Here is a 21,911-nt window from a genome sequence, read left to right as displayed (position 1 = left end):
GGTGGCATGGACCCACGCCGACGCTTCTTCCTGCGCGCTGCGGCCCGGCCGGCCGAGCTGGCCGCGGCCCGGGTGCCCCAGCCGCGCCCGCCCTGGGCGCTGCGGCCCGATGCGGCCTTCACCGAACGCTGCAGCCGCTGTGGCGACTGCGTGCGCGCCTGCCCGCGCGGCCTGCTTGCGGCGGGCGGCTTCCCGGTCCTGAGCTTTGCCCGGCAGGGCTGCGACGAGTGCGGTGCCTGCCGCAGCGCCTGCACGACCGGGGCGATCGTGCCCGCAGCGACCGCCACGCCGCCGGCCTTCACCTGGCGCGTGGCCATCGGCACGGGCTGCCTGGCGCAGCACCGGGTCGAGTGCCGCCTGTGTGCCGACGCCTGCGACGCGCGCGCCCTGCGCTTCGTGCCCGCGCTGGGCGGTGTGGCGCAGCTGCGCATCGACACCGAGGCCTGCACGGGCTGCGGCGAGTGCGTGTCGCTCTGCCCGGTGGCCGCGATCACGATGGCCGAGCCTGCCCCTCCCGCGGCGACCGCAGCCGCGCCCGACCGTTCGACCGCCCCCGAGGCCGACCATGGATGACACCCAGCTCACCGAGCTCTGCGACGCGCTGATCCACACCCGCCAGCACGTCGGACCCAAGCGCCTGGGCGAGCCGGCCCCGGACGAGCGGCAGCTGCGCGAGCTCTTCGCCGCCGCGGCGGCGGCCCCGGACCACGGGCAGCTGCGGCCCTGGCGCTTCCTGGTGCTCGGCCCCGCGGCGCGCGAGCGCCTGGCGCAGTGCTTTGCCGATGCGCTGCTGGAGCGCGACCCGCAGGCCCTGCCCGGGCAGATCGAGGACGCGCGCCGCAAGGCCGTCCGGGGGCCGGTGCTGCTGCTGGCCATTGCCGACCTGCGTGCCGAAGATCCCGATGTACCACCTGCCGAGCGGCTGCTGTCGCTGGGCTGCGCCATCCAGAACCTGCTGCTGGCCGCGCGTGCGCGGGGCTACGCCAGCGGGCTGTCGAGCGGGCGGGCGCTGCGCTCGCCGCTGCTGCGCAGTGCCTTTGGCGTGCGCGAGGGCGAGGAGGCTGTGTGCTTCATCAGCCTGGGCACGCCACTGAGCAGCAAGCCGCCGCGCCAGCGCCCGGCGGTGGACGACTTCGTGCAATGGGTCGCCTGACCCTCGGGAGAACCCCAGGGCCGGCGGGGGTCCGTCAGCCTTGATGTTCGTCAATTTGACGAGCATCAAAGCCCTGCGATCGAAACTTGAGCATAGTCAAGTCTGTGCCGGCCGTCGTTGGGAACGGCACACTTTGCAGTCTTCCGAGGTTGCCTGATCCCCTCCGTTGGAGGGTGAGCAAGCCTGGGGTCAGGAGCAGGGCCATGAACATCCTCGGCGCCGTGGTGCGCACCCGAATGAACGATCTGGACGCCGTCGTCACCCGCATGGGCTCGCTGGCGGGCGTGGACGTGGCGCTCAACCCGGGTGATGGCCGCCTGGTGGCGGTGCTGGAGGATGCCTGCACCGCCGACGGGTTGCCCGTCAGCGCGGCCGGCCAGCTGGCGCAGATCGCCCTGTGGCCCGAGGTGCTGTCGACCTCGCTGGTCTACGAGTACTCCGGTACGCCGGCCAATGCGCCGGCTGCCCAGCCAGTGGCCGGGCCGGTGCTGCAGGGCGCCACCGACTGGCGCATGGGGCTGGCCGAGCTGGCCCGCTACGGCAGCGCACCGCCCGGCTGAGGGGCGCGGCGCACATTGATTTCCCCGGCTGCTCCCGGCTGCTCCCAGCCGGTCCCGGACCTCCGACTCATCACGGCAGATCTTCCCCGCGGGCCCTGGGCCCAATGTGGGCGGCGCTGCTGCATTCTCTGATCACCCCACCGAGCGAACACACCATGGAATCGAATCGCCGTGACTTCCTGAAATCGCAGGCCCTGGCGGCCAGCGCGGCTGCGGCCGGCATTTCCATGCCCGTCGTGGCCGAGGCGGCCGCACCGGCGCCGGCCAAGACCGCCGCCGACGTGGCGGTGCGCTGGGACAAGGCGCCCTGCCGCTTCTGCGGCACCGGCTGCTCGGTGATGGTGGGCGTGCAGGACGGGCGCGTGGTCGCCACCCAGGGCGACCCGGAGGCGCCGGTCAACCGCGGGCTGAACTGCATCAAGGGCTACTTCCTGTCCAAGATCATGTACGGCAAGGACCGCCTGACCACGCCGCTGCTGCGCAAGAAGAACGGCGTGTACGACAAGGAAGGCGACTTCGTGCCGGTGGGCTGGGACGAGGCCTTCGACATCATGGCCGCCAAGTGGAAGGAGGCGCTGAAGACCGAGGGCCCGGGCTCGATCGCCATGTTCGGCTCCGGCCAGTGGACGATCTGGGAGGGCTACGCTGCCAGCAAGCTCTGGAAGGCGGGCTTTCGCTCCAACAACCTGGATCCGAACGCGCGCCATTGCATGGCCAGCGCGGTGACGGGCTTCATGCGCACCTTCGGCATCGACGAGCCGATGGGCTGCTACGACGACATCGAGCAGGCCGACGCCTTCGTGCTCTGGGGCTCGAACATGGCCGAGATGCACCCCATCCTGTGGAGCCGCATCACCGACCGCCGGTTGTCCAACCCGAACGTCAAGGTCGCGGTGCTGTCCACCTACGAGCACCGCAGCTTCGACCTGGCCGATCAGCCGATGGTCTTCACGCCGCAGACCGACCTGGCGATCCTGAACTTCATCGCGAACTACATCATCACCAACAAAAAGGTGAACACCGAGTTCGTCAAGAAGAACATCAACTTCAAGAAGGGCGCCACCGACATCGGCTATGGCCTGCGCCCCGGCCATGCGCTGGAGAAGGACGCGACCTCCAACGGCTACCCCGGCGCCGACGGCAAGCCCAAGAACAACCCGAACGACGCGACGCCGATCAGCTTCGACGAGTACGCCAGGTTCGTCAGCGAGTACACCGCCGAGAAGGTCAGCAAGCTCAGCGGCGTGCCGGTCAAGCAGCTCGAAGACCTGGCCAGACTCTATGCCGACCCGAAGGTCAAGGTGGTGTCCTTCTGGACCATGGGCTTCAACCAGCACACCCGGGGCACGTGGGCCAACAACATGGTTTACAACATCCACCTGCTGACCGGCAAGATCAGCACGCCGGGCTCGGGCCCGTTCAGCCTCACCGGCCAGCCCAGCGCCTGCGGCACCGCGCGCGAGGTGGGCACCTTCGCGCACCGCCTGCCGGCCGACATGGTGGTGACCAACCCGGACCACCGCCGCCACACCGAGGAGATCTGGGGCCTGCCCGAGGGCACCATCCCCGACAAGATCGGCCTGCACGCCGTGGCCCAGAGCCGCGCGCTCAAGGACGGCAAGCTGCGCTGCTACTGGGTCACCACCAACAACAACATGCAGGCCGGGCCGAACATCAACGGCGAGATCCTGCCGGGTTGGCGCAACCCGAAGGCCTTCGTGGTGGTCAGCGACCCCTACCCGACGGTCAGCGCGATGGCCGCCGACCTGGTGCTGCCCGCGGCGATGTGGGTGGAGAAGGAAGGCGCCTTCGGCAACGCGGAGCGCCGCACCCAGTTCTGGCGCCAGCAGGTCAGCGCGCCGGGCCAGGCCCGCTCGGACCTGTGGCAGATGATGGAGTTCGCCAAGCGCTTCAAGATCGAGGAGGTCTGGCCGGCCGAGCTGATCGCCAAGATGCCCGCACTCAAGGGCAAGTCGATGTTCGACGTGCTCTACAAGAACGGCAAGGTCAACAAGTTCCCGGCGGCCGACCTGGGCAAGGTCAACGGCAAGTACATCAAGGACTACCGCAACGACGAGTCCACCGCCTTCGGCTTCTACGTGCAGAAGGGCCTGTTCGAGGAGTACGCCGAGTTCGGCCGCGGCCACGGCCACGACCTGGCGGCCTTCGACGTCTACCACGAGGCGCGCGGCCTGCGCTGGCCGGTGGTGGATGGCAAGGAGACGCTGTGGCGCTTCCGCGAGGGCTATGACCCCTATGTGAAGGCGGGCGAGGGGATCAAGTTCTACGGCCACAAGGACGGCCGGGCGGTGATCTTCGCGCTGCCCTACCAGCCGGCGGCCGAGAGCCCGGGCAAGGACTACGACCTGTGGCTGTGCACCGGCCGTGTGCTGGAGCACTGGCACACCGGCACCATGACCCGCCGCGTGGGCGAGCTGCACCGCGCGGTGCCCGAGGCGGTGTGCTTCATGCACCCCGACGACGCCAAGGCGCGCGGCATCCAGCGCGGCATGAAGGTCAAGGTGGCCTCGCGCCGTGGCGAGATCGAGCTGGCGGTGGAGACCAAGGGCCGCAACAAGGTGCCCAAGGGCCTGATCTTCGTGCCCTTCTTCGACGAGGGCCGGCTGGTCAACAAGCTGACGCTGGACGCCACCTGCCCGATCTCGAAGGAGACCGATTTCAAGAAGTGCGCCGTCAAGGTGGTGAGGGCCTGACCCTCTGCTCGCCATGAAGCTGTCGCGACGTGAACTGATGCAGGGCGCTGCCAGCGCCGCCACCGCCGGGCTCATCGCCGGCGGTGCGGCCCTGGCTGGGCGGCCGGCGCTGGCGCGGCCGGCGCAGGCGATCCGCCCGCCGGGCGCGCTCGCGGAAGACCGCTTCCTGGCCGCCTGCGTGCGCTGCGGCCTGTGTGTGCGCGACTGTCCGCCGCAGAACCTGAAGCTCTCGCGCTGGGGCGATGGCATCGCCGCGGACGTGGCCATTGGCACGCCCTATTTCGTCGCCCGCGAGATCCCCTGCGAGATGTGCGAGCAGGTGCCCTGCGTCAAGGCCTGCCCCACCGGCGCGCTCGATCCGGCGCTCACCGACATCGCGAAGGCGAAGATGGGCGTGGCGGTGCTGATCGACCAGGAGAACTGCCTGAACTTCCTGGGCCTGCGCTGCGACGTCTGCTACCGCGTCTGCCCGGTGATCGACCAGGCCATCACGCTGGAGAAAGTCTCCAACCCGCGCAGCGACCGCCACGCGATGCTGCTGCCCACGGTGCATGCCGGGGCCTGCACCGGCTGCGGCAAGTGCGAGAAGAGCTGCGTGCTGGAGCAGGCCGCCATCAAGGTGCTGCCGGCGGCCATCGCCCGCGGCGAGCTGGGGCACCACTACCGCAAGGGCTGGGAGGCCGGCAGTCGCGACGGCCGTCCCCACTTCGACGCGCCGGTGCAGCGCCTGCCCGAACACGCCGTGCCCGGTGACCTGGCGCCGCTGCGTTCGGGGGCAGCGCCCTACACGCCACCGGTGCTCGCGCCCGGCGCAGCCGCCTCCGGAGGCGCGCCATGAAGCTGACGCCACCCATCGCCACCCCCGCCGAGTCGCGCACCTTTGGCCTCAAGCACGCCGGCCAGGTTCAACGGCCCGGCCGCGAGGCGGTGCGCATGAAGGGCTGGCTCGCCGCGCACCGCTTCTGGCTGCTGCGCCGGCTGGTGCAGTGCGCCATCTTCGGCCTGTTCCTGCTCGGCCCGCTGGCCGGTGTCTGGATCGTCAAGGGCAACCTGTCCAGCAGCCTGACGCTGGGCGTGTTGCTGCTGACGGATCCCTTCGTGCTGGCGCAGACGCTGGCGGCGCGGCATGTGCCGGAGCTGTCGGCGCTGATCGGCGCGGGCATCGTGGTCGCCTTCTATGCCCTGGTGGGCGGGCGGGTGTTCTGCGCCTGGGTCTGTCCGGTCAACGTGGTGACCGATGCCGCGGCCTGGCTGCGCCGGCGCCTGGGGATCCACACCGGTCGGGCGCCGCGTGGGTCGTTGCGGTACTGGCTGCTGGGCGCCGTGCTGCTGGCCAGCGCGGTGAGCGGCTTTGCGGCCTGGGAGACCGTCAACCCGGTGAGCCTGACGCAGCGCGCACTGATCTTCGGTGGCGGCGTCGCCTGGGGCGTCACCGCGGCGGTGTTCGTGTTCGACCTGCTGGTCGCGCCGCGCGGCTGGTGTGGCCACGTCTGCCCGGTGGGTGCGATGTATGCGTTGATCGGCCGGGTTGCGCTGCTGCGTGTCTCGGCACGCCACAGCAGCCGCTGCAACGACTGCGCGGACTGCTACGCCGTGTGCCCCGAGCCGCAGGTCATTCCCATCGCACTCAAGGGCAAGGACAGGGGCAAGGGCGGCGCCTCGCCCGTCATCACCGATTCCGCCTGCACCAACTGTGGCCGCTGCATCGACGTCTGCGGCCCGGATGTCTTCACCTACACACACCGTTTCGACACGAGGAGGGTCTGACCATGACCATCAAGGATTGCATCAAGATCGCCCTGGCCGTCGGCCTCGTGGCCATGGGCCTGCAGCAGTTCGCCCGCGCGGCGGATGCGGCAGCGTCCGCCCCCGTCAAGCTGCAGGGCCTACGCGGGGGGACGCCGGTGAACCAGGACAACCCGCCCGGAGGCCACAAGCAGGAGCGCGACCACGGCCCGGCCGACCGCGACTTCGTGCAGCAGCCGCCGCTGATCCCGCACACCACCTCGGGCTACCAGATCACCCGCAACTACAACAAGTGCATGGACTGCCATGCCTGGCAGAAGACCAAGGAGAGCGGAGCGACCAAGGTCAGCGTCACGCACTTCCGCACCCGCGAGGGCCAGGAGCTGGACAACATCAGCCCGCGGCGCTACTTCTGCACCCAGTGCCACGTGCCGCAGACCGACGCCAAGCCGCTGGTGGGCAACACCTTCCAGCGCGCCCGTGGGCTGCAGTGAGCCGATGAGCGGCAAGGAGGAGTTCCACCATGGCTGACCAATCGACTGACAACGACAAGGTGGCCCGCCCGGGCCTGATCGCACGGGGCTGGGCGGCGGTGAAGACGCGCCGCTTCGGCATCCTCGCCAGCACCTTCGTGGCAGGCATCCTGTTCTGGGGCGGCTTCAACACCGCGATGGAATGGACCAACCGCGAGGAGTTCTGCATCTCCTGCCACGAGATGCGTGACAACGTCTACGCCGAGTACCGCAACACCATCCACTACCAGAACCGCACCGGCGTCCGGGCCACCTGCCCGGACTGCCACGTGCCCAAGGAGTGGGGGCACAAGATGATCCGCAAGATCCAGGCGAGCAACGAGGTGCTGCACAAGGTGCTGGGCAGCATCGACACACCGGAGAAGTTCAACGCCAAGCGCGCCGAGCTGGCCCAGCACGAGTGGGACCGCATGAAGCGCACCGACAGCCGCGAGTGCCGCAACTGCCACCACTTCGAGTCGATGGACTACGCCGAGCAGAACCAGCGCTCGTCGGCCAAGCACCAGGTGGCCTTCAACGCCGGCCAGACCTGCATCGACTGCCACAAGGGCATTGCGCACACCTTGCCGCCGGTGGAGCAGCACATCGGCGCGCCCAAGGAGGCGCCGGCCGACCCGAGCAGCCCGGGGGTGGTCAACCCCAATCAAGCCGCGCAGGCTGCCTCCGAGGCGGCGTCGCGCTGAAACGGCGCGTCGCGGTCACGGACTGCGCATTTCCTGACCCAGTTGAAGGATTCGCGGCGCGCCTGCGGGCACGATCGGCTCCATGGCGGTGAACCCACCGCCGCCGATCAACCGGAGTCGTACCGTGGACCTGATGGACTGGATCAAGATCGCCCTCGCCGTGGGCCTGATGTCGGTGGGCGTGCAGCTCTACGCGGGCGCGCCGGATGCGCCTGCCTCTGCCCCGGTGGCCGCCCAGCCCGTGGCACGCTGATCCGCAGGCACAAAAAAGCGGCCCCGCCGGGCCGCTGAAGGCGGGACCACGGCCCGCCGGGAGAGAAGCTGGCGCGCTGCGCGAACGGTCAGTCGTCGCTGCCGCCGCCCAGGCCGAAGATGGCCAGCAGCGACTGGAAGACGTTGTACAGGCTCAGGTACACGCCCAGCGTGGCGGTGATGTAGTTGGTCTCCTCGCCATCGCGCACGCGCTTGAGGTCGTGCAGGATGAAGGCCGAGAAGATCCCCACCGCCAGCACCGACAGTGCCATCATCAGCGCGCTGGACTGGATGAAGACGTTGGCGATGCCGACCACCATCAGCACCATCGCGCCGATGAACAGCCAGCGGCCCATGCCGCTCAGGTCGCGCTTGATCACGCTGGACAGCGTGGCCATTGCGAAGAACACACCTCCCGTGCCGGCAAAGGCCAGCATGATCAGGTTGGCGCCATTGCTCAGGCCCAGCACCGCGCCGACCAGGCGCGAGAGCATCAGCCCCATGAAGAAGGTGAAGGCCAGCAGCACCGGCACGCCGGCGGCGGAGTTCTTGGTCTTCTCGATGGCGAACATCAGGCCGAACGAGCCGACCAGGAAGACCACCAGGCCGACGCCCGGCGACATCGCCCGGGCCAGCCCGGTGGCGACGCCGATCCAGGCGCCCAGCACGGTGGGCACCATCGACAGCGCGAGCAGCCAGTAGGTGTTGCGCAGCACGCGGTTGCGTTCGGCGGCGGAAAGGACGGGGCTGCCGTAGTACGCAGCCGTCTGGGACAGGGGAGTGCTCATCGACAGGCTCCTGGGTGGTTGAAACGAGAGGGGGGGATGGGCGGCCCGCGTCAGGAAGACGTGGCCCGGTTCTCCTGGCCGGCAGCGGCGGCGTGCGCCAGGCGCTTGGCCCGGGCGCGGAGATTGAGTGCCTCGACCGCGAGCGAGAAGGCCATGGCCGCGTAGATGTAGCCCTTGGGCACGTGCATCTCGAAGGCCTCGGCCGTCAGCGCCATGCCCACCATCACCAGGAAGGCCAGCGCCAGCACCTTGACCGACGGGTGGCGGTCGACGAACTCGCCGATCGGCTTGGCCGCCACCAGCATGATGCCCACCGAGGCGACGACGGCCGCGACCATGACGCCGATCTGGTCGACCATGCCTACCGCGGTGATCACCGAGTCGAGCGAGAAGACGATGTCGATCACCGCGATCTGGCCGATGATGGCCCAGAACATGCGCGAGCCGGCAGCCTTCATCGTGGCTGCGTCGGTGGCGGGCGGGCCGTCCTCCTCGCGGGCCTCGACCTCCACGAAGATTTCGTGCGAGGCCTTGTAGAGCAGGAACAGGCCACCGAACAGCAGCACCAGGTCACGCCCGCTGATGCCCTGGCCCAGCACCTGGAAGAGGTCGTCCTTCAGGCCCATCACCCAACTCAGCGAGAACAGCAGCGCCAGGCGTGACAGCATCGCGAAGCCCAGGCCGAGCCGGCGGGCCTGGTCACGCAGATGCACCGGCAGGCGGCCCACCAGGATGGAGATGAAGATGATGTTGTCCACGCCCAGGACGATCTCCAGGGCGGTGAGCATCGCGAAGGCGATCCAGACGTTCGGATCCAGCAGCAGTTCCATGGCGGCAAGTGGACCCCGGGGCCCCTTGGATGTAGACAGGTGCGAAAGGTACGGGTTGATTGACTTCGCGTAAAGTCGATTGATTGAACACGTCAGTTCGAGAAAACAGAAGTGAACTACAAACACCTGTACTACTTCTGGGCCACCGCCAAGGCCGGTGGCGTGGTGCGTGCCAGCGAGCAGCTGCACATCACGCCGCAGACACTGTCCACCCAGATCAAGCTGCTGGAAGGGCGCTTGGGGTGCACGCTGCTGCGCAAGAGCGGCCGGCGCCTGGAGCTGACCGAGGACGGCCGCACCGCGCTGCGCTACGCAGACCAGATCTTCGCGCTGGGCACGGAGCTGGAGGCCGCGCTGGGCCGCACGCTGGGCGACGAGCAGTCGCTGGACTTCCGGGTCGGCATCGCCGACGCAGTGCCCAAGTCGATTGCCTATCGGTTGCTGGAGCCGGCGCTGGCGCTGGACCGGCCCGTGCGCCTGATCGGCCACGAGGGCAAGATGCCCGACCTGCTGGCCCAGCTGTCGGTGCAGCGCCTGGACCTGGTGATCGCCGACGAGCCGATGAGCCGGCGCACCAGCGTCAAGGCCTTCAACCATGCGCTGGGCACCACGGCGATGAGTTTCTTTGCCGCGAACGGCTTGCGCGCCACGCTGGGGCCCGAATTCCCGGCCTGCCTGGATGGCGCTCCGATGCTGATCCAGGGCCGTGCCTCGGCGATGCGACAGCGCCTGGATCTGTGGCTCAGCGAGCAGGGGTTGCGCCCACGTCTGATCGGCGAATTCGACGACGCCGCGCTGCTCAAGGCCTTTGGCGCCGAGGGGCGGGGCGTGTTCATGTCGCCCACGGTGCTGGAGGACGAAACCTGTGCCCAGTACGGCGTGCAGGTGCTGGGGCGCAGCAGCGAGCTGGTGGAGGAGTTCTTCGCCATCTCGGTGGAGCGGCGGGTGACTCACCCCTGCGTCGTGGCGATCACCGCGTCGGCGCGGGAGCGCTTCCTGGCAAGCTGACCGATGCGGCGTGCGGCGTGCGGCGCGTCAGCCGCCGGTCTCGAAGCGAAAGCGCGCCACCCGCTCCCCGCCGCCGACGGGCGCACGCACGACCAGGATCCACGCCATGCGACCGGTGATGCAGGCCGTCAGCGAGGTCGAACCGATCCAGCGGCCGTCGGGGCCCGGCGCCAGGTCGACGTGGTTGGGCCCCATGTTCATGGTTTCGCCGTTCAGGTCCACGCTCACGGTCCGCGGCTCGAAGCCGAGCGGGCGCAGGCGCAGTGCGATTGGTTGGTTGGACGGCACCGGCCGCGGGGCCAGCGCCAGTTCCAGCGCCGAGCCATCCTCAAAGGTGGCCCGGCAGGCACTGCGCTGCAGGTCGCAGCCGGGGGCGGTCTGTGCGGTGACCTCGCCCCAGGGGGGCGCCAGCCAGCGCTGCCACAGGAGCGGGACGGCGGCGCAGGCGCCCAGCAGGGTGGCCAGCAACAGGGCAGCGGCCAGCCGGCCGAACGGCGTTCTGCGGCGCAGGGAGGAGGGGGGCGCAGCGGGCGACGGAACCCCGCCCCAGGACATCGACGACCTCATGGGGAGCCAGCATACGGCCCGATGCCCCGCCCGTGTGTTGCGCTGCTGCACCCTCGCGGGGCTGTCGTTTCTTTACTTGAACTGGTTCAAGGATCGGTATTTGCCTGGGGGCCGAGACTGCTCCCTGCGTTGTGACCCGGCACGTATTCCATGCATTGCGCATGGATCGGTACTCACATCGAACCCCCTGGAGAGAACCATGAAAATCAGCTCGATGCAACGCTGGCGCCTGGCGACCGTCGCTGGCGCAGCCCTCATCGCCACCGGTGCCTTTGCCAGCGACTCGCTGCAGGACGTGATGAAGAACCGCGGCCTGAGCCAGCAGGATCTGTTGGCCGCGGCCAAGACCTACGTGCCCACCGGCAAGCGCGACGAGTTCGTGACCTTCAGTTCGGGCGGCCAATCCGGCCAGGTGATCGTCTACGGGGTGCCCTCGATGCGCATCCTGAAGTACGTCGCGGTGTTCACGCCCGAGCCCTGGCAGGGCTACGGCTACGACGAGAACAGCAAGGCCGTGCTCAAGCAGGGCCGCATCGACGGCAAGGACATCACCTGGGGCGACACCCACCACCCGGCGATCTCCGAGACCAATGGCGAATACGACGGCCAGTTCCTGTTCATCAACGACAAGGCCAACCCGCGCATTGCGGTGATCGACCTGCGTGACTTCGAGACCAAGCAGATCGTCGTCAACCCGATCTTCAAGTCCGAGCACGGCGGTACGTTCGTCAGCCCGAACACCGACTACATCATCGAGGCGGCCCAATACGCCGCGCCGCTGGAGAACAAGAAGTTCTACCCGCTGGAGGAGTTCAACGAGAAGTACCGCGGCGGCGTCACTTACTGGAAGTTTGACCGCAAGGCCGGGCGCATCGACGAGAAGAAGAGCTTCTCGCTCGAACTCCCGCCGTACTCGCAGGACCTGTCGGACTTCGGCAAGGGCCCGTCCGACGGCTGGAGCTTCACCAACAGCTTCTGCTCGGAGCGCTATGTCGGCGGCATCGAGAAGGGCCGCCCGCCCTATGAGGCCGGCTGCTCCGCCAAGGACACCGACTACCTGCACGTCGTCAACTGGAAGCGTGCGGCCGAGTTGGTGGCTGCAGGCAAGGCCAAGAAGATCAACGGCCACGACGTGATCATGATGGACACGGCGATCAAGGAAGGCATCCTCTTCCTGATCCCGGAGCCCAAGTCGCCCCACGGTGTGGACGTGACCCCGGACGGCAAGCTGCTCGTGGTGGCCGGCAAGCTCGACACGCACGTGTCGGTCTACAGCTTCGAGAAGATCCAGGCTGCGATCAAGGCCGGCAAGTTCGAGTCCAAGGACCCGTACGGCATCCCGGTCATCGCGATGAAGGATGCGCTGCACACCCAGGTGTCGCTGGGCCTGGGGCCCCTGCATACGCAGTACGACAGCAAGTCCTGCGTGGCCTACACCTCGCTGTACGTGGACTCGCAGGTCGCCAAGTGGAACTACTGCGAAGGCAAGGTGCTCGACAAGATCAGCGTGCACTACAACATTGGCCACCTGATGGCGATGGAGGGCGACTCCACCAAGCCGGGCGGCAAGTACCTGGTGGCGCTGAACAAGCTGGCCATCGACCGCTTCGTGCCGGTGGGACCGCTGCACCCGCAGAACCACCAGCTGATCGACATCAGCGGCGACAAGATGCAGCTGCTGTACGACATGCCGCTGCCGCTGGGTGAGCCGCACTACGCGGTGTCCATCGCCGCCAACAAGCTCAAGCCGGCCGTGCGCTACAAGGTCGGCACCGACAGCCGCACCGACGAGAAGCACCCGGGTGCGGTCAAGGCCGGCGAAGAGAAGACGGTCAAGAAGGGCAATAAGGTCGAGGTGTTCGGCACCCTGATCCGCTCGCACATCACGCCCGAGACCATCGAGGTCGAGGTGGGCGATGAGGTCACCATCCACCTGACCAATCTGGAGCGCGCCCAGGACGAGACGCACGGCTTCACCGTGTCGACCTACAACACCCACGCGTCGATCGAACCCGGCAAGACCGTGACGGTGAAGTTCAAGGCCGACAAGGAAGGTGTGTATCCGTACTACTGCACCGAGTTCTGCTCGGCGCTGCACCTGGAAATGCAGGGCTACCTGCTGGTCAAGCCCAAGGGCTGGAAGCCCACCAAGACCAACCTGGCGGCCGGCAACTACACCGAGGCCGACTACAAGGCCACGCTGAAGAAGGTGGCCGATACCCAGGCGGTGATCGACTCGGTGGTGGCCTACATCACCAGCGTGAACTACAAGGACTTCCCGGAAGTGGTCGCGATGGTGGACGACGCCTTCGACCAGCTCGGCAAGACCAAGGACCTGAAGCCCAAGCACGAGGCCGCTGCCGCGAAGAAGGATTGGGAAAACGCCAACCTGTGGGCCGAGCAGATCTGGCAATACCAGGTCAAGACGGCTGACCTCGGCCTGCGTGCCAAGACCTTCCTCGAACAGAACGGCGCCAAGAAGGTCAAGTAAGACCGCGGCCCTCGGGCATGCGCAACGGGGGCGGAGCAATCCGCCCCTTTTTTTGTTCTTGCCGCCGCCATGACCCTGCCGGCAGCGTGTGGTTTTCCTTGAACTGGGTCATCGCGCGCCGCTTACCCGCCCGCCTATCCTTGTTTTTGCTCCCTCCAACCTACCCCCGTGCAGAGGAACCCTTCATGAAGCAACTCGTCATCGGCGCCCTGTTGGGTGCCTTCGCCCTGACCCCGGTCCTTGCTGCCGATGGCGCGGCGCTCTACAAGGACAAGACCTGCAACGCCTGCCACGGCCCCACCGGCAACAAGCCGCTGATGCCGGACTACCCCAAGATTGCTGGCCAGAACGCCAAGTACATCGAGAAGCAGATGCTGGACATCAAGAGCGGCGCCCGCGCCAACGGCAACAGCGCCGCGATGAAGGGCGTGATGCACCTGGTGTCCGATGCCGAGATCAAGGACATCGCCGAGTACCTGTCCAAGCTCAAGCCCTGATTCCAGCCGCACCTGCGCTCCAGGAGAGATCACCATGATGAAGAAACTGACCCTGTTGGCCGCCGCGATGTTGACGGCCACCATCGCCTTGGCCGCCGCTCCGGCGCCGCACAAGTCCGGCATCGAAGGCAAGGACTACAAGTGGAACGCCCAGGAGGGCGAGAAGATGGAGGCCCTCAAGATGAAGGGCCGCGTCAAGGAAGGCGAGGAGGCCTACGAGGTCTGCGGCGCCTGTCACCTGCCCTCGGGCGCGGGGCGTCCGGACGGCACCTTCCCGCAGCTGGCCGGCCAGCACTCCACGGTGCTGATCAAGCAGATGGCCGACATCCGCGCAGGCCTGCGCGACAACCCGACGATGTACCCCTTCGCGATCTCGTTGACCGACCCGCAGGAGCTGGCCGACGCCGCCGCGTACATCAACAGCCTGTGCATTCCGCCTACCCACGGTGCCTACGAGGGCAAGGATGCCGCAGCCCAGATCGCCGCCGGCAAGGATCTCTACGAGAAGCAGTGCCTGGAGTGCCACGGCAAGACCGGCGAGGGCAACAAGGAGAAGTTCTATCCGGTGATCGCCGGCCAGCACTACAAGTACCTGCTGCGCCAGATGACCGAGATCCGCGACGGCCACCGCCGCAATGCCAACCCGGACATGGTCAAGGTCATCAAGCCCTACACCAACGAACAGCTGGTGGCCATTTCGGCCTACCAGTCCAGCCTGGTCATGCCCGGTGCGATGTGCAAGGCCAAGCCTGCGGCAAAGAAGAAGTGACCTGATGGCGCTGGGGCGGGGAGGGCTCTGCATTCCCCGCCTGTCATCACGGACCGCCGCGCCTCCCTGACTCCAACTCCATCCCCATGCCCGCTGCACTCGCCACCTCCGCCAGTCCCGCCACCCGCAAGCAGACCCGTCTGATCCGTCTGCTCACTCTGGTGGCCCTACTCGCGATGGTCGCTGCCTACTTCGCCCCGATCTGGTGGGTGTCGTTGACCGCGCCGAACTACCCGAAGGACGCCTTCCCCGACGGCATCCGCATCCACTTCCATTTCGACGGCGTTCACAACGGCTGCAAGGCCGCCGTGAGGGGCTCGCAGCTGGCCAACGAGACGCTGCAGGAAGACCTGGCCAAGGACACCGAGCGCTACAACCCGGTGCTGGACGCCAAGAAGGATGTCAACAAGGACGCCAAGGGCCTGGACTGCGTCCATGAGATGAACACGATCAATCACTACGTCGGCATGTTCCCGATCTCCACCGGCGCGCCGGTGGAAAAGCCGCTGGCGAAGTTCTTCTTCGGCTTCTTCGCGGTGATGCTGCTGGCCTTTGCGGCAATCGAGCGGCGCACCCGCCTGCTGGTGCTGGGCGTGGGCTTTTCCGCGGTGGCGGTGTGGGCGGTGGTGGACCAGTTCGTGCTCGGCCACCTGGCCAGCCATGTGAAGGCCTACGTGGACGAGGCAGGGACCTTCTTCAAGGAGCCCGAGAAGATCCGTGCCTGGGGCGACAACGTCACGCTCGTGACGAAGGTCGTGGTGGGTGTGCTGGTGCTGGCGATGGGCATCGTGTTTGCCGGCGTGGCCAAGCTGCGCAGCTTCGAGTTGCTGATGGCGCTGGTGCCGGCGCTGCTGCCCGTCTTCTTCGTCATCGAGTACGCCACCTGGCTCTGGTTCTTCGGCCATAACCTGCACCCCTGGGGGGCCTTCACGGTCAAGCCCTTCATGCCCACCGTGTTCGGCGAGGGCAAGGTGGCGCAGTTCTCGACCTTCTCCTACCCGCACTACGGCTACGCGCTGCTGCTCGCGGCGTCGGCCTGCCTGCTGGTGGCGCTGCTGCTGCGCCGCAAGCAGCTGCGCGAAGAGGCCGCCGGGAGCCTGGCATGAGCCACCGGAAGGTCGTGCGTGCGATGGCCCGTACGATGGCCCGTGCGGCCTGGCTGGCCTGTGCCGGCTTGGCGCTGACCGCGGCGGCACAGCTCGCCCCCTTCGGCGCCCGTGAGAGCGCCAGCGAGGCCGACAGCCCGGGCGACAAGCCCCGCGTGGCGGCCTCCGACCTCGCCACCGCGCCGCGTGTCGACGTGGACAAGCCGGTGGAGCTGATCCCGCTGTACCAGCGCGACAAACGCATCCATGGCCTGAAGCCCTTGCAGGCCTTGATCGACGCTGCCCCCGAAGGCGCGGTGCTGAATGTGCCCTCGGGCCGCTACGCCGGGCCGGTGCACCTCAAGAAGCCGCTGACCATCGTTGGCCAGGGCGAGGTGGTGGTCGATGGCGGCGACAAGGGCACTGTCTTCGTGGTCGAGACCAACGGCGCGACGCTGCGCCACCTGACCATCACCGGCTCGGGCGACTCGCACGACTCCGATGACGGCTGCCTGAACCTGCGCGGCCACCGCAACACCATCGAGGATGTGACCATCGCCGACTGCCTGTTCGGCATCGACCTCAAGCAGTCCAGCGACAACCTGCTGCGTGGCAACCGGGTGCGCTCCAAGCCGGCCGAACTCGGCGTGCGCGGCGACGCCATCCGCCTGTGGTACAGCCACCGCAACCGCATCGAGGGCAACCTGATCACCGACTCGCGCGACATGGTGGCCTGGTACTCGAACGACAACGTCTACCTGCGCAACGAGGGCCGGCGCAGCCGCTACTCGATCCACTTCATGTTTGCCAACCGCAACGTGGTGGAGCACAACCGCTTCATCGACAACGCGGTGGGCGTGTACTACATGTACTGCGAAGGTGGCGGTGCGCGGCACAACCTGATCTCGCATGCCACCGGGGCCACCGGGATGGCGCTGGGGTTCAAGGAAGCGTCGGACATCTTCATCGAGGACAACGAGATCATCTACTCGGCCATCGGCGTCGGGTCGGACATCTCGCCCTTCCAGCCCAACACGACGATTCGCTTCAACCGCAACCGCTTCGCCTACAACGGCATCGCCATCCAGCTCACCAGCGAGTTGGGTGGCAACGTGCTGGCCGACAACCTCTTCGAGGGCAACCTTACTGACATCGTGCGTGCCGGGCACAGCAACGGGACCGAGAACCGCTGGGTCGGCAACTGGTTTGACACGTACCAGGGCTTCGACCGCAATGGCGACGGTGTCGGCGACCAGCCGCACGAGCACTACGCCTACGCCGACCAGATCTGGATGGAGATCCCGGCGGCGCGCTTCTTCAAGACCTCGCCAGTGCTGGAGATGCTGGACTTCCTGGAGCGCCTGGCGCCGTTCTCGTCTCCCGACCTGCAGCTGCGCGACGACAAACCGCGCCAGCATCGCCCGACGCTGAACACGCTGGAGAGTCGATCATGAGCGATGACCCCAAGGACTCGCCGTCTGCGGCGCCCGAGCCGGCCGCATCCTCACCCGCGCCACGCAAGCCGGCGCTGACCGCAGCGCAGCGCATGTCGCGCGAACGGCAGCAGCAGGCGCGCCGCCGCGTGCTGCACACGATCCTGCTCTCCGGCGGGGTGATGGGCGCGGCGCTGTCGGGCTGGCTGCCGCTGGCCTACGCGCAGCGCCAGCGCCTGCGCCCGCCCGGTGCGCTGGACGAGAAGGACTTCCTGGCCTCTTGCATCAAGTGCGGCCAGTGCGTGCAGGTCTGTCCGGTCAATGCGATCAAGCTGGCCGACCTGGTCGATGGCTTCGGGGTGGGCGCGCCCTACATCGCCGCGCGCGACCAGGCCTGCGACTTTTCCTGCGATGCGGTGCAGTGCATCCTGGCCTGCCCGACCGGGGCGCTGACCTACCACAAGCCCGACTTCCTCAAGCCCCGCAGCGGTGCCGGCCTGGCCGCCAAGCCCGTGCTCAAGGCCAAGCAGAAGGACCCGGAGCCGACGCTGAACCTGACCGAGCGCATCGGCGTGGCGCGGCTGACCCGGCCCGAGTCCTGCCTGGCATTGCAGGGCAAGGGCTTCAAGGGCCAGGCGCGCGGAGCCGACTTCAAGGGCCGCATGCGCTACATGGAGGTGGACCGCTGGAAGCCGATTCCCGTGGCCGATCACCCCTACGACGTGCCCGAGTGCGACCTGTGCGTGCGCGAGTGCCCGGTGGCGCAGGCGATCTCGATCGAGACCGTCACGCTGGCCGATGGCCGCCAGCGCCGCCAGCCCGTGGTGCACGAGCCCTGCGTGGGCTGCGGCGTGTGCGAGATGGTCTGCCCGGTCGAACAGGCGGCCATCGAGGTGGTGCCGCGGGAGGTGTGGCGAGCATGAACAACCCGTTGAGAAAACGCTTCGGCGAGCAGATCCTCCTCATGTTCGGCCGCGAGCCGAAGCGCCCGGAGGAGGGCGACATCGCCCCCGCGGCGCAGAAGATCCACTTCTTCAAGCAGGGCAACCGCGACTTCATCGCCGAGAAGAAGCACGCGCGCGCCCATGCGGTCAAGAAGAACACCTGGCGCAACCGCCGCTGGGCCACGCTGATCACCGCCAACCTGCTGTTCGTGCTGTCGTACTGGCTGGACGTGCAGTTGCTGGAGGGCTCGCTGACTGCCTCGCGCTTCGTCGGCTTCCACCTGATCGACCTGAACTCGGCCCTGCAGGTGATGCTGGCGCACAAGCACATCATCGTGAACCTGCTGATCGGCACCGGCACCATCCTGGTGGGCTGGGCACTGCTGGGCGGGCGCACCTTCTGCTCCTGGGTGTGCCCGTACCACCTGCTGGCCGAGTGGGCCGAGAAGCTGCACCTGTGGCTGGCCGAGAAGAAGCTCGTGTCTGATGCGCCGATCGACCGGCGCCTGCGCGTGGTGTTCTGGCTGATCTTCGCGCTGCTGGCGCTGGGCACCGGCTACACGGTGTACGAGGCCATCTCGCCCACCGGCATCCTCTCGCGGGCGCTGATCTACGGCCCGGGCCTGGCGCTGCTGTGGGTGATCGCGCTGCTGTTCTTCGAGGTGTTCTTCTCCCGCCGTGCCTGGTGCCGCTACGCCTGCCCGATCGGGCTGACCTACGGCGTGGTGGGCATCGTCTCGCCGCTGCGCGTCAAGTACACGCTGGAAGGCTGCTTCCACGAGGGCGATTGCCGCAAGGTCTGCCTGGTGCCGCACGTGCTCGACACGGTCATCAAGGGCCGCGCGGTGGACACCGAGGTGCCCATCGGCCCGGACTGCACCCGCTGCGGCCTGTGCGTGGACACCTGCCCGAGCGGATCGCTCAAGTTTGACGTCAAGGGCCTGTCTAAATTGTTGTAGGTCAAGTTGACCGACAGCGATTGCGGCGAGGATGACGCCCGGTCACCCGTCCTGTTCCGTCCCGCCCGCCCTGCTCGTTTCTCCCATGATTCGCATCGCCTCTGTTTCCAAGACCTTTCGCCGGGCCCGCGTGCTCGATGGCATCGAGCTCGACATCGGGCCGGGTGAGCGGGTCGCGTTGATCGGCTCCAACGGCGCGGGCAAGACCACGCTGGTGCGCTGCCTGCTGGGCGAGTACACCCACGAGGGCATCATCACCATCGGCGGGCGCTCGCCGCGCAACGAGCGCACGGCGGTGCTGGGCACGGTGGGCTTCGTGCCGCAGCTGCCGCCGCCGCTGAAGATGCCGGTGGGCCGGCTGATCGACTTTGCCGCCAGCCTGTGCGGCACGCCGCCGCAGCGCATCGTCGAGCTGGCCGCCCGGCTTGGGCTGGATACCGCGCCGATCATGGACCGCCCCTTCGTGCGCCTGTCCGGCGGCATGAAGCAGAAGCTGCTGATCGCCATCGCGCTGGGCCGCGATGCGCGCGTACTCATCCTCGACGAGCCGGCCGCCAACCTGGACCCAGCGGCGCGCAAGGTGTTCTTCGAGCTCCTGGCCGAGCGCGTCCAGGACGCGACCATGCTGATCTCCAGCCACCGGCTCAACGAGGTCTCCTCGCTGGTCAACCGGGTGATCGAGCTGGACCTGGGCAAGGTGGTGCTCGACGACCGCGTGGCCGACGATGCCAACCTGACCAGCGTGCTCGATGCCCGCGTGGTGGTGCGCCGCGCCGATGCCGCGCTGGCGCGGGCGCTGGGCGAGTGGCACTTCGCCGATGTCGGCGATGTGGGCGACCCCGGCGCGGGCCAGGTCTGGCAGGGCCGCGTGGCGGGTGCCGACCGGCTGCGCTTCCTGGGCATGATCTCGCGCTACGTCGGGCTGATCCAGGACCTCCAGCTGCGCGAGCAGGAGTCGGCATGACGCAGCCGCCGGTTCAGCCGACCCGGCGCGCCCTGCTGGCGGCCGGCTTCGCCTTCAGCCCGCTGATGGGGGCGCTGGCCTCGCTCACGGCCCTCACCGTCCTGGGTGGCTGCAGCCGCGAGGAGGGCTGGCCCGAGGGCATGCAGCCCATCAAGTGGGACCGTGACACCTGCAACCGCTGCCGCATGGTGATCTCCGATCGCCGCTTCGCCGTCGGGTTGGCCGGTGCAGGCCCACGCCAGCTGTTCAATTTCGACGACATCGGCTGCGCGGTCTTCTGGCTGCGCGACCAGGCCCAGGCCCATCCCTGGATGGCCGAGCCGACCACCCGCCTGTGGGTGGCCGATGTCTTCAGTCGCGGCGCGATGCCGCAGTGGCTGGACGCCCGCTTGGCCCAGTACCTCACCAAGACCTCTCCCATGGGTTACAACTTTGGCGCCACGCGCCATCCGCAGGCCGGTTCGGTCGATTTCCGCACGATGGGCGAGCACGTGCTTGCCCGTGCACGCTGAGAAGGGGGCCGCCATGTCTGCTCTGTGGTTGACCGCCCGCCTGGACATCGTCGAGTCGCTGCGCGCGCGCTGGTTCCTGATCTACACGCTGGTGTTCGGCGGCATCGTCGCGCTGCTGTTCCTGTTCGGCCTGACTGAGTCGCGCGTGCTGGGCTTCATCGGCCTGTCGCGCCTGCTGGTGACCTACATCCAGCTCACCATGGCCATCCTGCCGATCTTCGTGCTCATCACCACCGTGCGCTCGGTGGCGGGGGACCGCGAGGCTGGTGTCTTCGAGTACCTGCTGTCGCTGCCGGTGTCCCTGGGCGCCTGGTTCTGGGGCAAGTTCGTCGGCCGCTGGCTGGTGGTCTTCCTGCCGGTGGCCGCGGCCATGCTGGCGGCGGTGGGCATCGCGCTGGTGCGCGGCATCGAGGTGCCTTGGACGATGTTTGGCTACTACACCGCTCTGCTGGCGGCGATGGCGGTGTGCTTCCTCGGGTTCGGCATGCTGATCTCGGCGGTGGCGCGCTCGACCGACATGGCGCAGGGTGCGGCCTTCCTGCTCTGGCTGGTGCTGCTGCTCTTCCTGGACCTGATCCTGCTGGGCGTGATGATCCAGGGCCGCGTGGCGCCCGAGGTGGCGGTGGGCGTGGCGCTGGCCAACCCGCTGCAGGTCTTCCGCACCGCGGCGCTGGCGCTGTTCGACCCGCAGCTGATCGTGCTTGGCCCCTCGGCCTTCGTGATCCTGGACACCTTCGGCGCCAAGGGCTACATGGCCTTCGCGCTGGCCTACCCGAGTGCGCTGGGCCTGCTGGCCGCGTCGCTGGGCTACTTCCTCTTCCGCCGCGGGGACCTGCCGTGATGCAGCCCACGCGCCGCCGCCTGCTGTCGCTGGCCCTCGGATCGGCGGTGGCCGGCCCGGCCTGGCTGCAGGCCGGCGCAGCGCGGGCCCAGACCCAGACCCAGGCCACCGGCGCGCTGGTGCTGGAGCCCGAGGGGCGCCTCAACGCTGCGCCGCTGTTCGCCGCCGCGCTGTGGGACCTGGACAACCGCCCGGCCAGGGTGAGCGCCGGCCAGCCGCTGATCGTCAACTTCTGGGCCCGCTGGTGCGGACCCTGCCGGGTCGAGATCCCCGAGCTGGTGGCGCACACCGAACGCAAGACCGGCGTCGGTGTGATCGGCATCAACATCGAGACCGACCCGGCGCCGGTGCGCGACTTTGCCCGCGCCTACGACGTCAACTACCCCGTCGTGCTCACCCGCGAGCGCGGCCTGGACCTGATGCGTGCGCTGGGCAACAGCAAGGCCGGCCTGCCCTTCACCGTGGTGCTGGACCGCCGCGGCGCGGTGGTCGCCAGCCGGCTCGGGCTGCTCAGCCGCGAGCACATCGAGGCGGCCACCCAGCGCGCGCTGCGCTGAACGGCCTTGCCGCGCCCAGGATCTT

Annotated in this window: 24 protein-coding genes; 21 read left to right on the top strand and 3 right to left on the bottom strand. The window is 68.2% G+C overall.

The annotated features are described in order from the left end of the window. The first annotated feature begins 6 nt into the window (after nt 1-6). From napF to NGK70_RS23570, 9 genes are all read left to right on the top strand, one after another. Nucleotides 7-573: a ferredoxin-type protein NapF gene (gene napF, locus NGK70_RS23610; protein ID WP_251970891.1), complete on the top strand. Its 567-nt coding sequence runs from the start codon at nt 7-9 to the stop codon at nt 571-573. Next, nucleotides 566-1,153: a nitroreductase family protein gene (locus NGK70_RS23605; RefSeq protein WP_251970890.1), complete on the top strand. Its 588-nt coding sequence runs from the start codon at nt 566-568 to the stop codon at nt 1,151-1,153. Before napF ends, NGK70_RS23605 begins: the two co-directional genes overlap by 8 nt. A gap of 203 nt (nt 1,154-1,356) precedes the next feature. Beyond that, on the top strand, nt 1,357-1,713 hold the full coding sequence (locus NGK70_RS23600) for a chaperone NapD (protein ID WP_251970889.1): 357 nt from the start codon (nt 1,357-1,359) through the stop codon (nt 1,711-1,713). Nucleotides 1,714-1,868: 155 nt separating this feature from the next. Continuing rightward, a complete protein-coding gene (napA, locus tag NGK70_RS23595) occupies nt 1,869-4,427 on the top strand; it encodes a nitrate reductase catalytic subunit NapA (RefSeq protein WP_251970888.1) in 2,559 nt (852 codons plus the stop codon). A 13-nt stretch (nt 4,428-4,440) separates the two neighbouring features. Further along, nucleotides 4,441-5,265 (top strand): ferredoxin-type protein NapG, encoded by an 825-nt coding sequence (gene napG, locus NGK70_RS23590; protein WP_251970887.1) that lies wholly within the window; start codon nt 4,441-4,443, stop codon nt 5,263-5,265. Beyond that, on the top strand, nt 5,262-6,194 hold the full coding sequence (gene napH / locus NGK70_RS23585; protein ID WP_251970886.1) for a quinol dehydrogenase ferredoxin subunit NapH: 933 nt from the start codon (nt 5,262-5,264) through the stop codon (nt 6,192-6,194). Before napG ends, napH begins: the two co-directional genes overlap by 4 nt. Nucleotides 6,195-6,196: 2 nt before the next feature. Continuing rightward, nucleotides 6,197-6,667 (top strand): nitrate reductase cytochrome c-type subunit, encoded by a 471-nt coding sequence (locus NGK70_RS23580; protein WP_251970885.1) that lies wholly within the window; start codon nt 6,197-6,199, stop codon nt 6,665-6,667. A 29-nt stretch (nt 6,668-6,696) separates the two neighbouring features. Continuing rightward, nucleotides 6,697-7,389, top strand: coding sequence for a NapC/NirT family cytochrome c (locus NGK70_RS23575; protein ID WP_251970884.1), 693 nt, complete (start codon nt 6,697-6,699; stop codon nt 7,387-7,389). An 82-nt stretch (nt 7,390-7,471) separates the two neighbouring features. Further along, nucleotides 7,472-7,642: a hypothetical protein gene (locus tag NGK70_RS23570; protein WP_251970883.1), complete on the top strand. Its 171-nt coding sequence runs from the start codon at nt 7,472-7,474 to the stop codon at nt 7,640-7,642. An 88-nt stretch (nt 7,643-7,730) separates the two neighbouring features. On the opposite strand, the gene NGK70_RS23565 is transcribed toward NGK70_RS23570, so the two are convergent. Together NGK70_RS23565 and NGK70_RS23560 are read right to left on the bottom strand one after the other, a co-directional pair. Further along, the gene (locus NGK70_RS23565) at nt 7,731-8,429 is read right to left on the bottom strand and encodes a Bax inhibitor-1/YccA family protein (RefSeq protein WP_251970882.1); all 699 of its coding nucleotides are present in this window, start codon (nt 8,427-8,429) and stop codon (nt 7,731-7,733) included. A gap of 50 nt (nt 8,430-8,479) precedes the next feature. Continuing rightward, nucleotides 8,480-9,259, bottom strand: coding sequence for a TerC family protein (locus NGK70_RS23560; RefSeq protein ID WP_251970881.1), 780 nt, complete (start codon nt 9,257-9,259; stop codon nt 8,480-8,482). Nucleotides 9,260-9,370: 111 nt separating this feature from the next. Between NGK70_RS23560 and nhaR the strand changes: the two genes are divergently transcribed. Continuing rightward, complete coding sequence (gene nhaR / locus NGK70_RS23555; protein WP_251970880.1) at nt 9,371-10,267, top strand: transcriptional activator NhaR; 897 nt, start codon at nt 9,371-9,373, stop codon at nt 10,265-10,267. 27 nt (nt 10,268-10,294) lie between these two features. On the opposite strand, the gene NGK70_RS23550 is transcribed toward nhaR, so the two are convergent. Next, nucleotides 10,295-10,822, bottom strand: a complete 528-nt coding sequence (locus tag NGK70_RS23550) for a hypothetical protein (RefSeq protein ID WP_251970879.1) — start codon at nt 10,820-10,822, stop codon at nt 10,295-10,297. Between the two features lie 211 nt (nt 10,823-11,033). Here NGK70_RS23550 and nosZ point away from each other — a divergent pair, with 211 nt between their 5' ends. The 11 genes from nosZ (at nt 11,034) to NGK70_RS23495 (ending at nt 21,886) form a co-directional block, all read left to right on the top strand. After that, nucleotides 11,034-13,325, top strand: coding sequence for a Sec-dependent nitrous-oxide reductase (nosZ, locus tag NGK70_RS23545; RefSeq protein ID WP_251970878.1), 2,292 nt, complete (start codon nt 11,034-11,036; stop codon nt 13,323-13,325). A 185-nt stretch (nt 13,326-13,510) separates the two neighbouring features. Next, on the top strand, nt 13,511-13,822 hold the full coding sequence (locus tag NGK70_RS23540) for a c-type cytochrome (protein ID WP_251970877.1): 312 nt from the start codon (nt 13,511-13,513) through the stop codon (nt 13,820-13,822). 34 nt (nt 13,823-13,856) lie between these two features. Beyond that, complete coding sequence (locus NGK70_RS23535; protein WP_251970876.1) at nt 13,857-14,591, top strand: c-type cytochrome; 735 nt, start codon at nt 13,857-13,859, stop codon at nt 14,589-14,591. A gap of 86 nt (nt 14,592-14,677) precedes the next feature. After that, a complete protein-coding gene (locus tag NGK70_RS23530) occupies nt 14,678-15,697 on the top strand; it encodes a hypothetical protein (protein WP_251970875.1) in 1,020 nt (339 codons plus the stop codon). Then, nucleotides 15,694-17,130, top strand: a complete 1,437-nt coding sequence (gene nosD, locus NGK70_RS23525) for a nitrous oxide reductase family maturation protein NosD (RefSeq protein ID WP_251970874.1) — start codon at nt 15,694-15,696, stop codon at nt 17,128-17,130. Before NGK70_RS23530 ends, nosD begins: the two co-directional genes overlap by 4 nt. After that, nucleotides 17,127-18,032: a 4Fe-4S dicluster domain-containing protein gene (locus NGK70_RS23520; protein WP_251970873.1), complete on the top strand. Its 906-nt coding sequence runs from the start codon at nt 17,127-17,129 to the stop codon at nt 18,030-18,032. Before nosD ends, NGK70_RS23520 begins: the two co-directional genes overlap by 4 nt. Continuing rightward, entirely contained in the window at nt 18,029-19,012 is a 984-nt protein-coding gene (locus NGK70_RS23515) for a NapH/MauN family ferredoxin-type protein (protein WP_251970872.1), read from the top strand. The genes NGK70_RS23520 and NGK70_RS23515 overlap by 4 nt, the downstream gene beginning before the upstream one ends. Before the next feature lie 85 nt (nt 19,013-19,097). Next, nucleotides 19,098-19,976 carry an ABC transporter ATP-binding protein gene (locus NGK70_RS23510; protein ID WP_251970871.1) on the top strand — a complete coding sequence of 293 codons (879 nt, stop codon included), beginning with the start codon at nt 19,098-19,100 and terminating at the stop codon, nt 19,974-19,976. Continuing rightward, the gene (locus NGK70_RS23505) at nt 19,973-20,488 is read left to right on the top strand and encodes a hypothetical protein (protein WP_251970870.1); all 516 of its coding nucleotides are present in this window, start codon (nt 19,973-19,975) and stop codon (nt 20,486-20,488) included. The genes NGK70_RS23510 and NGK70_RS23505 overlap by 4 nt, the downstream gene beginning before the upstream one ends. Before the next feature lie 13 nt (nt 20,489-20,501). Next, nucleotides 20,502-21,329, top strand: a complete 828-nt coding sequence (locus tag NGK70_RS23500; RefSeq protein ID WP_251970869.1) for an ABC transporter permease — start codon at nt 20,502-20,504, stop codon at nt 21,327-21,329. Then, nucleotides 21,329-21,886 (top strand): TlpA family protein disulfide reductase, encoded by a 558-nt coding sequence (locus tag NGK70_RS23495; RefSeq protein ID WP_251970868.1) that lies wholly within the window; start codon nt 21,329-21,331, stop codon nt 21,884-21,886. The genes NGK70_RS23500 and NGK70_RS23495 overlap by 1 nt, the downstream gene beginning before the upstream one ends. Nucleotides 21,887-21,911: the final 25 nt, after the last annotated feature.

The organism is Sphaerotilus microaerophilus (assembly GCF_023734135.1).
Taxonomy (GTDB): domain Bacteria; phylum Pseudomonadota; class Gammaproteobacteria; order Burkholderiales; family Burkholderiaceae_C; genus Sphaerotilus; species Sphaerotilus microaerophilus.
Note: the sequence above shows the minus strand (reverse complement) of the source record. Positions and strands in the feature narration are given on the sequence as shown.

Coding starts and splice junctions, on each gene's coding strand:
- napA (WP_251970888.1), top strand. CDS start 1,869: ATGGAATCGAATCGCCGTGACTTCCTGAAATCGCAGGCCCTGGCGGCC.
- napF (WP_251970891.1), top strand. CDS start 7: ATGGACCCACGCCGACGCTTCTTCCTGCGCGCTGCGGCCCGGCCGGCC.
- NGK70_RS23570 (WP_251970883.1), top strand. CDS start 7,472: ATGGCGGTGAACCCACCGCCGCCGATCAACCGGAGTCGTACCGTGGAC.
- NGK70_RS23560 (WP_251970881.1), bottom strand. CDS start 9,259: ATGGAACTGCTGCTGGATCCGAACGTCTGGATCGCCTTCGCGATGCTC.
- NGK70_RS23550 (WP_251970879.1), bottom strand. CDS start 10,822: ATGTCCTGGGGCGGGGTTCCGTCGCCCGCTGCGCCCCCCTCCTCCCTG.
- NGK70_RS23580 (WP_251970885.1), top strand. CDS start 6,197: ATGACCATCAAGGATTGCATCAAGATCGCCCTGGCCGTCGGCCTCGTG.
- NGK70_RS23565 (WP_251970882.1), bottom strand. CDS start 8,429: ATGAGCACTCCCCTGTCCCAGACGGCTGCGTACTACGGCAGCCCCGTC.
- NGK70_RS23530 (WP_251970875.1), top strand. CDS start 14,678: ATGCCCGCTGCACTCGCCACCTCCGCCAGTCCCGCCACCCGCAAGCAG.
- NGK70_RS23515 (WP_251970872.1), top strand. CDS start 18,029: ATGAACAACCCGTTGAGAAAACGCTTCGGCGAGCAGATCCTCCTCATG.
- NGK70_RS23600 (WP_251970889.1), top strand. CDS start 1,357: ATGAACATCCTCGGCGCCGTGGTGCGCACCCGAATGAACGATCTGGAC.
- NGK70_RS23505 (WP_251970870.1), top strand. CDS start 19,973: ATGACGCAGCCGCCGGTTCAGCCGACCCGGCGCGCCCTGCTGGCGGCC.
- NGK70_RS23510 (WP_251970871.1), top strand. CDS start 19,098: ATGATTCGCATCGCCTCTGTTTCCAAGACCTTTCGCCGGGCCCGCGTG.
- NGK70_RS23535 (WP_251970876.1), top strand. CDS start 13,857: ATGATGAAGAAACTGACCCTGTTGGCCGCCGCGATGTTGACGGCCACC.
- NGK70_RS23575 (WP_251970884.1), top strand. CDS start 6,697: ATGGCTGACCAATCGACTGACAACGACAAGGTGGCCCGCCCGGGCCTG.
- NGK70_RS23500 (WP_251970869.1), top strand. CDS start 20,502: ATGTCTGCTCTGTGGTTGACCGCCCGCCTGGACATCGTCGAGTCGCTG.
- NGK70_RS23540 (WP_251970877.1), top strand. CDS start 13,511: ATGAAGCAACTCGTCATCGGCGCCCTGTTGGGTGCCTTCGCCCTGACC.
- NGK70_RS23605 (WP_251970890.1), top strand. CDS start 566: ATGGATGACACCCAGCTCACCGAGCTCTGCGACGCGCTGATCCACACC.
- NGK70_RS23495 (WP_251970868.1), top strand. CDS start 21,329: ATGCAGCCCACGCGCCGCCGCCTGCTGTCGCTGGCCCTCGGATCGGCG.
- napG (WP_251970887.1), top strand. CDS start 4,441: ATGAAGCTGTCGCGACGTGAACTGATGCAGGGCGCTGCCAGCGCCGCC.
- NGK70_RS23520 (WP_251970873.1), top strand. CDS start 17,127: ATGAGCGATGACCCCAAGGACTCGCCGTCTGCGGCGCCCGAGCCGGCC.
- nosD (WP_251970874.1), top strand. CDS start 15,694: ATGAGCCACCGGAAGGTCGTGCGTGCGATGGCCCGTACGATGGCCCGT.
- napH (WP_251970886.1), top strand. CDS start 5,262: ATGAAGCTGACGCCACCCATCGCCACCCCCGCCGAGTCGCGCACCTTT.
- nosZ (WP_251970878.1), top strand. CDS start 11,034: ATGAAAATCAGCTCGATGCAACGCTGGCGCCTGGCGACCGTCGCTGGC.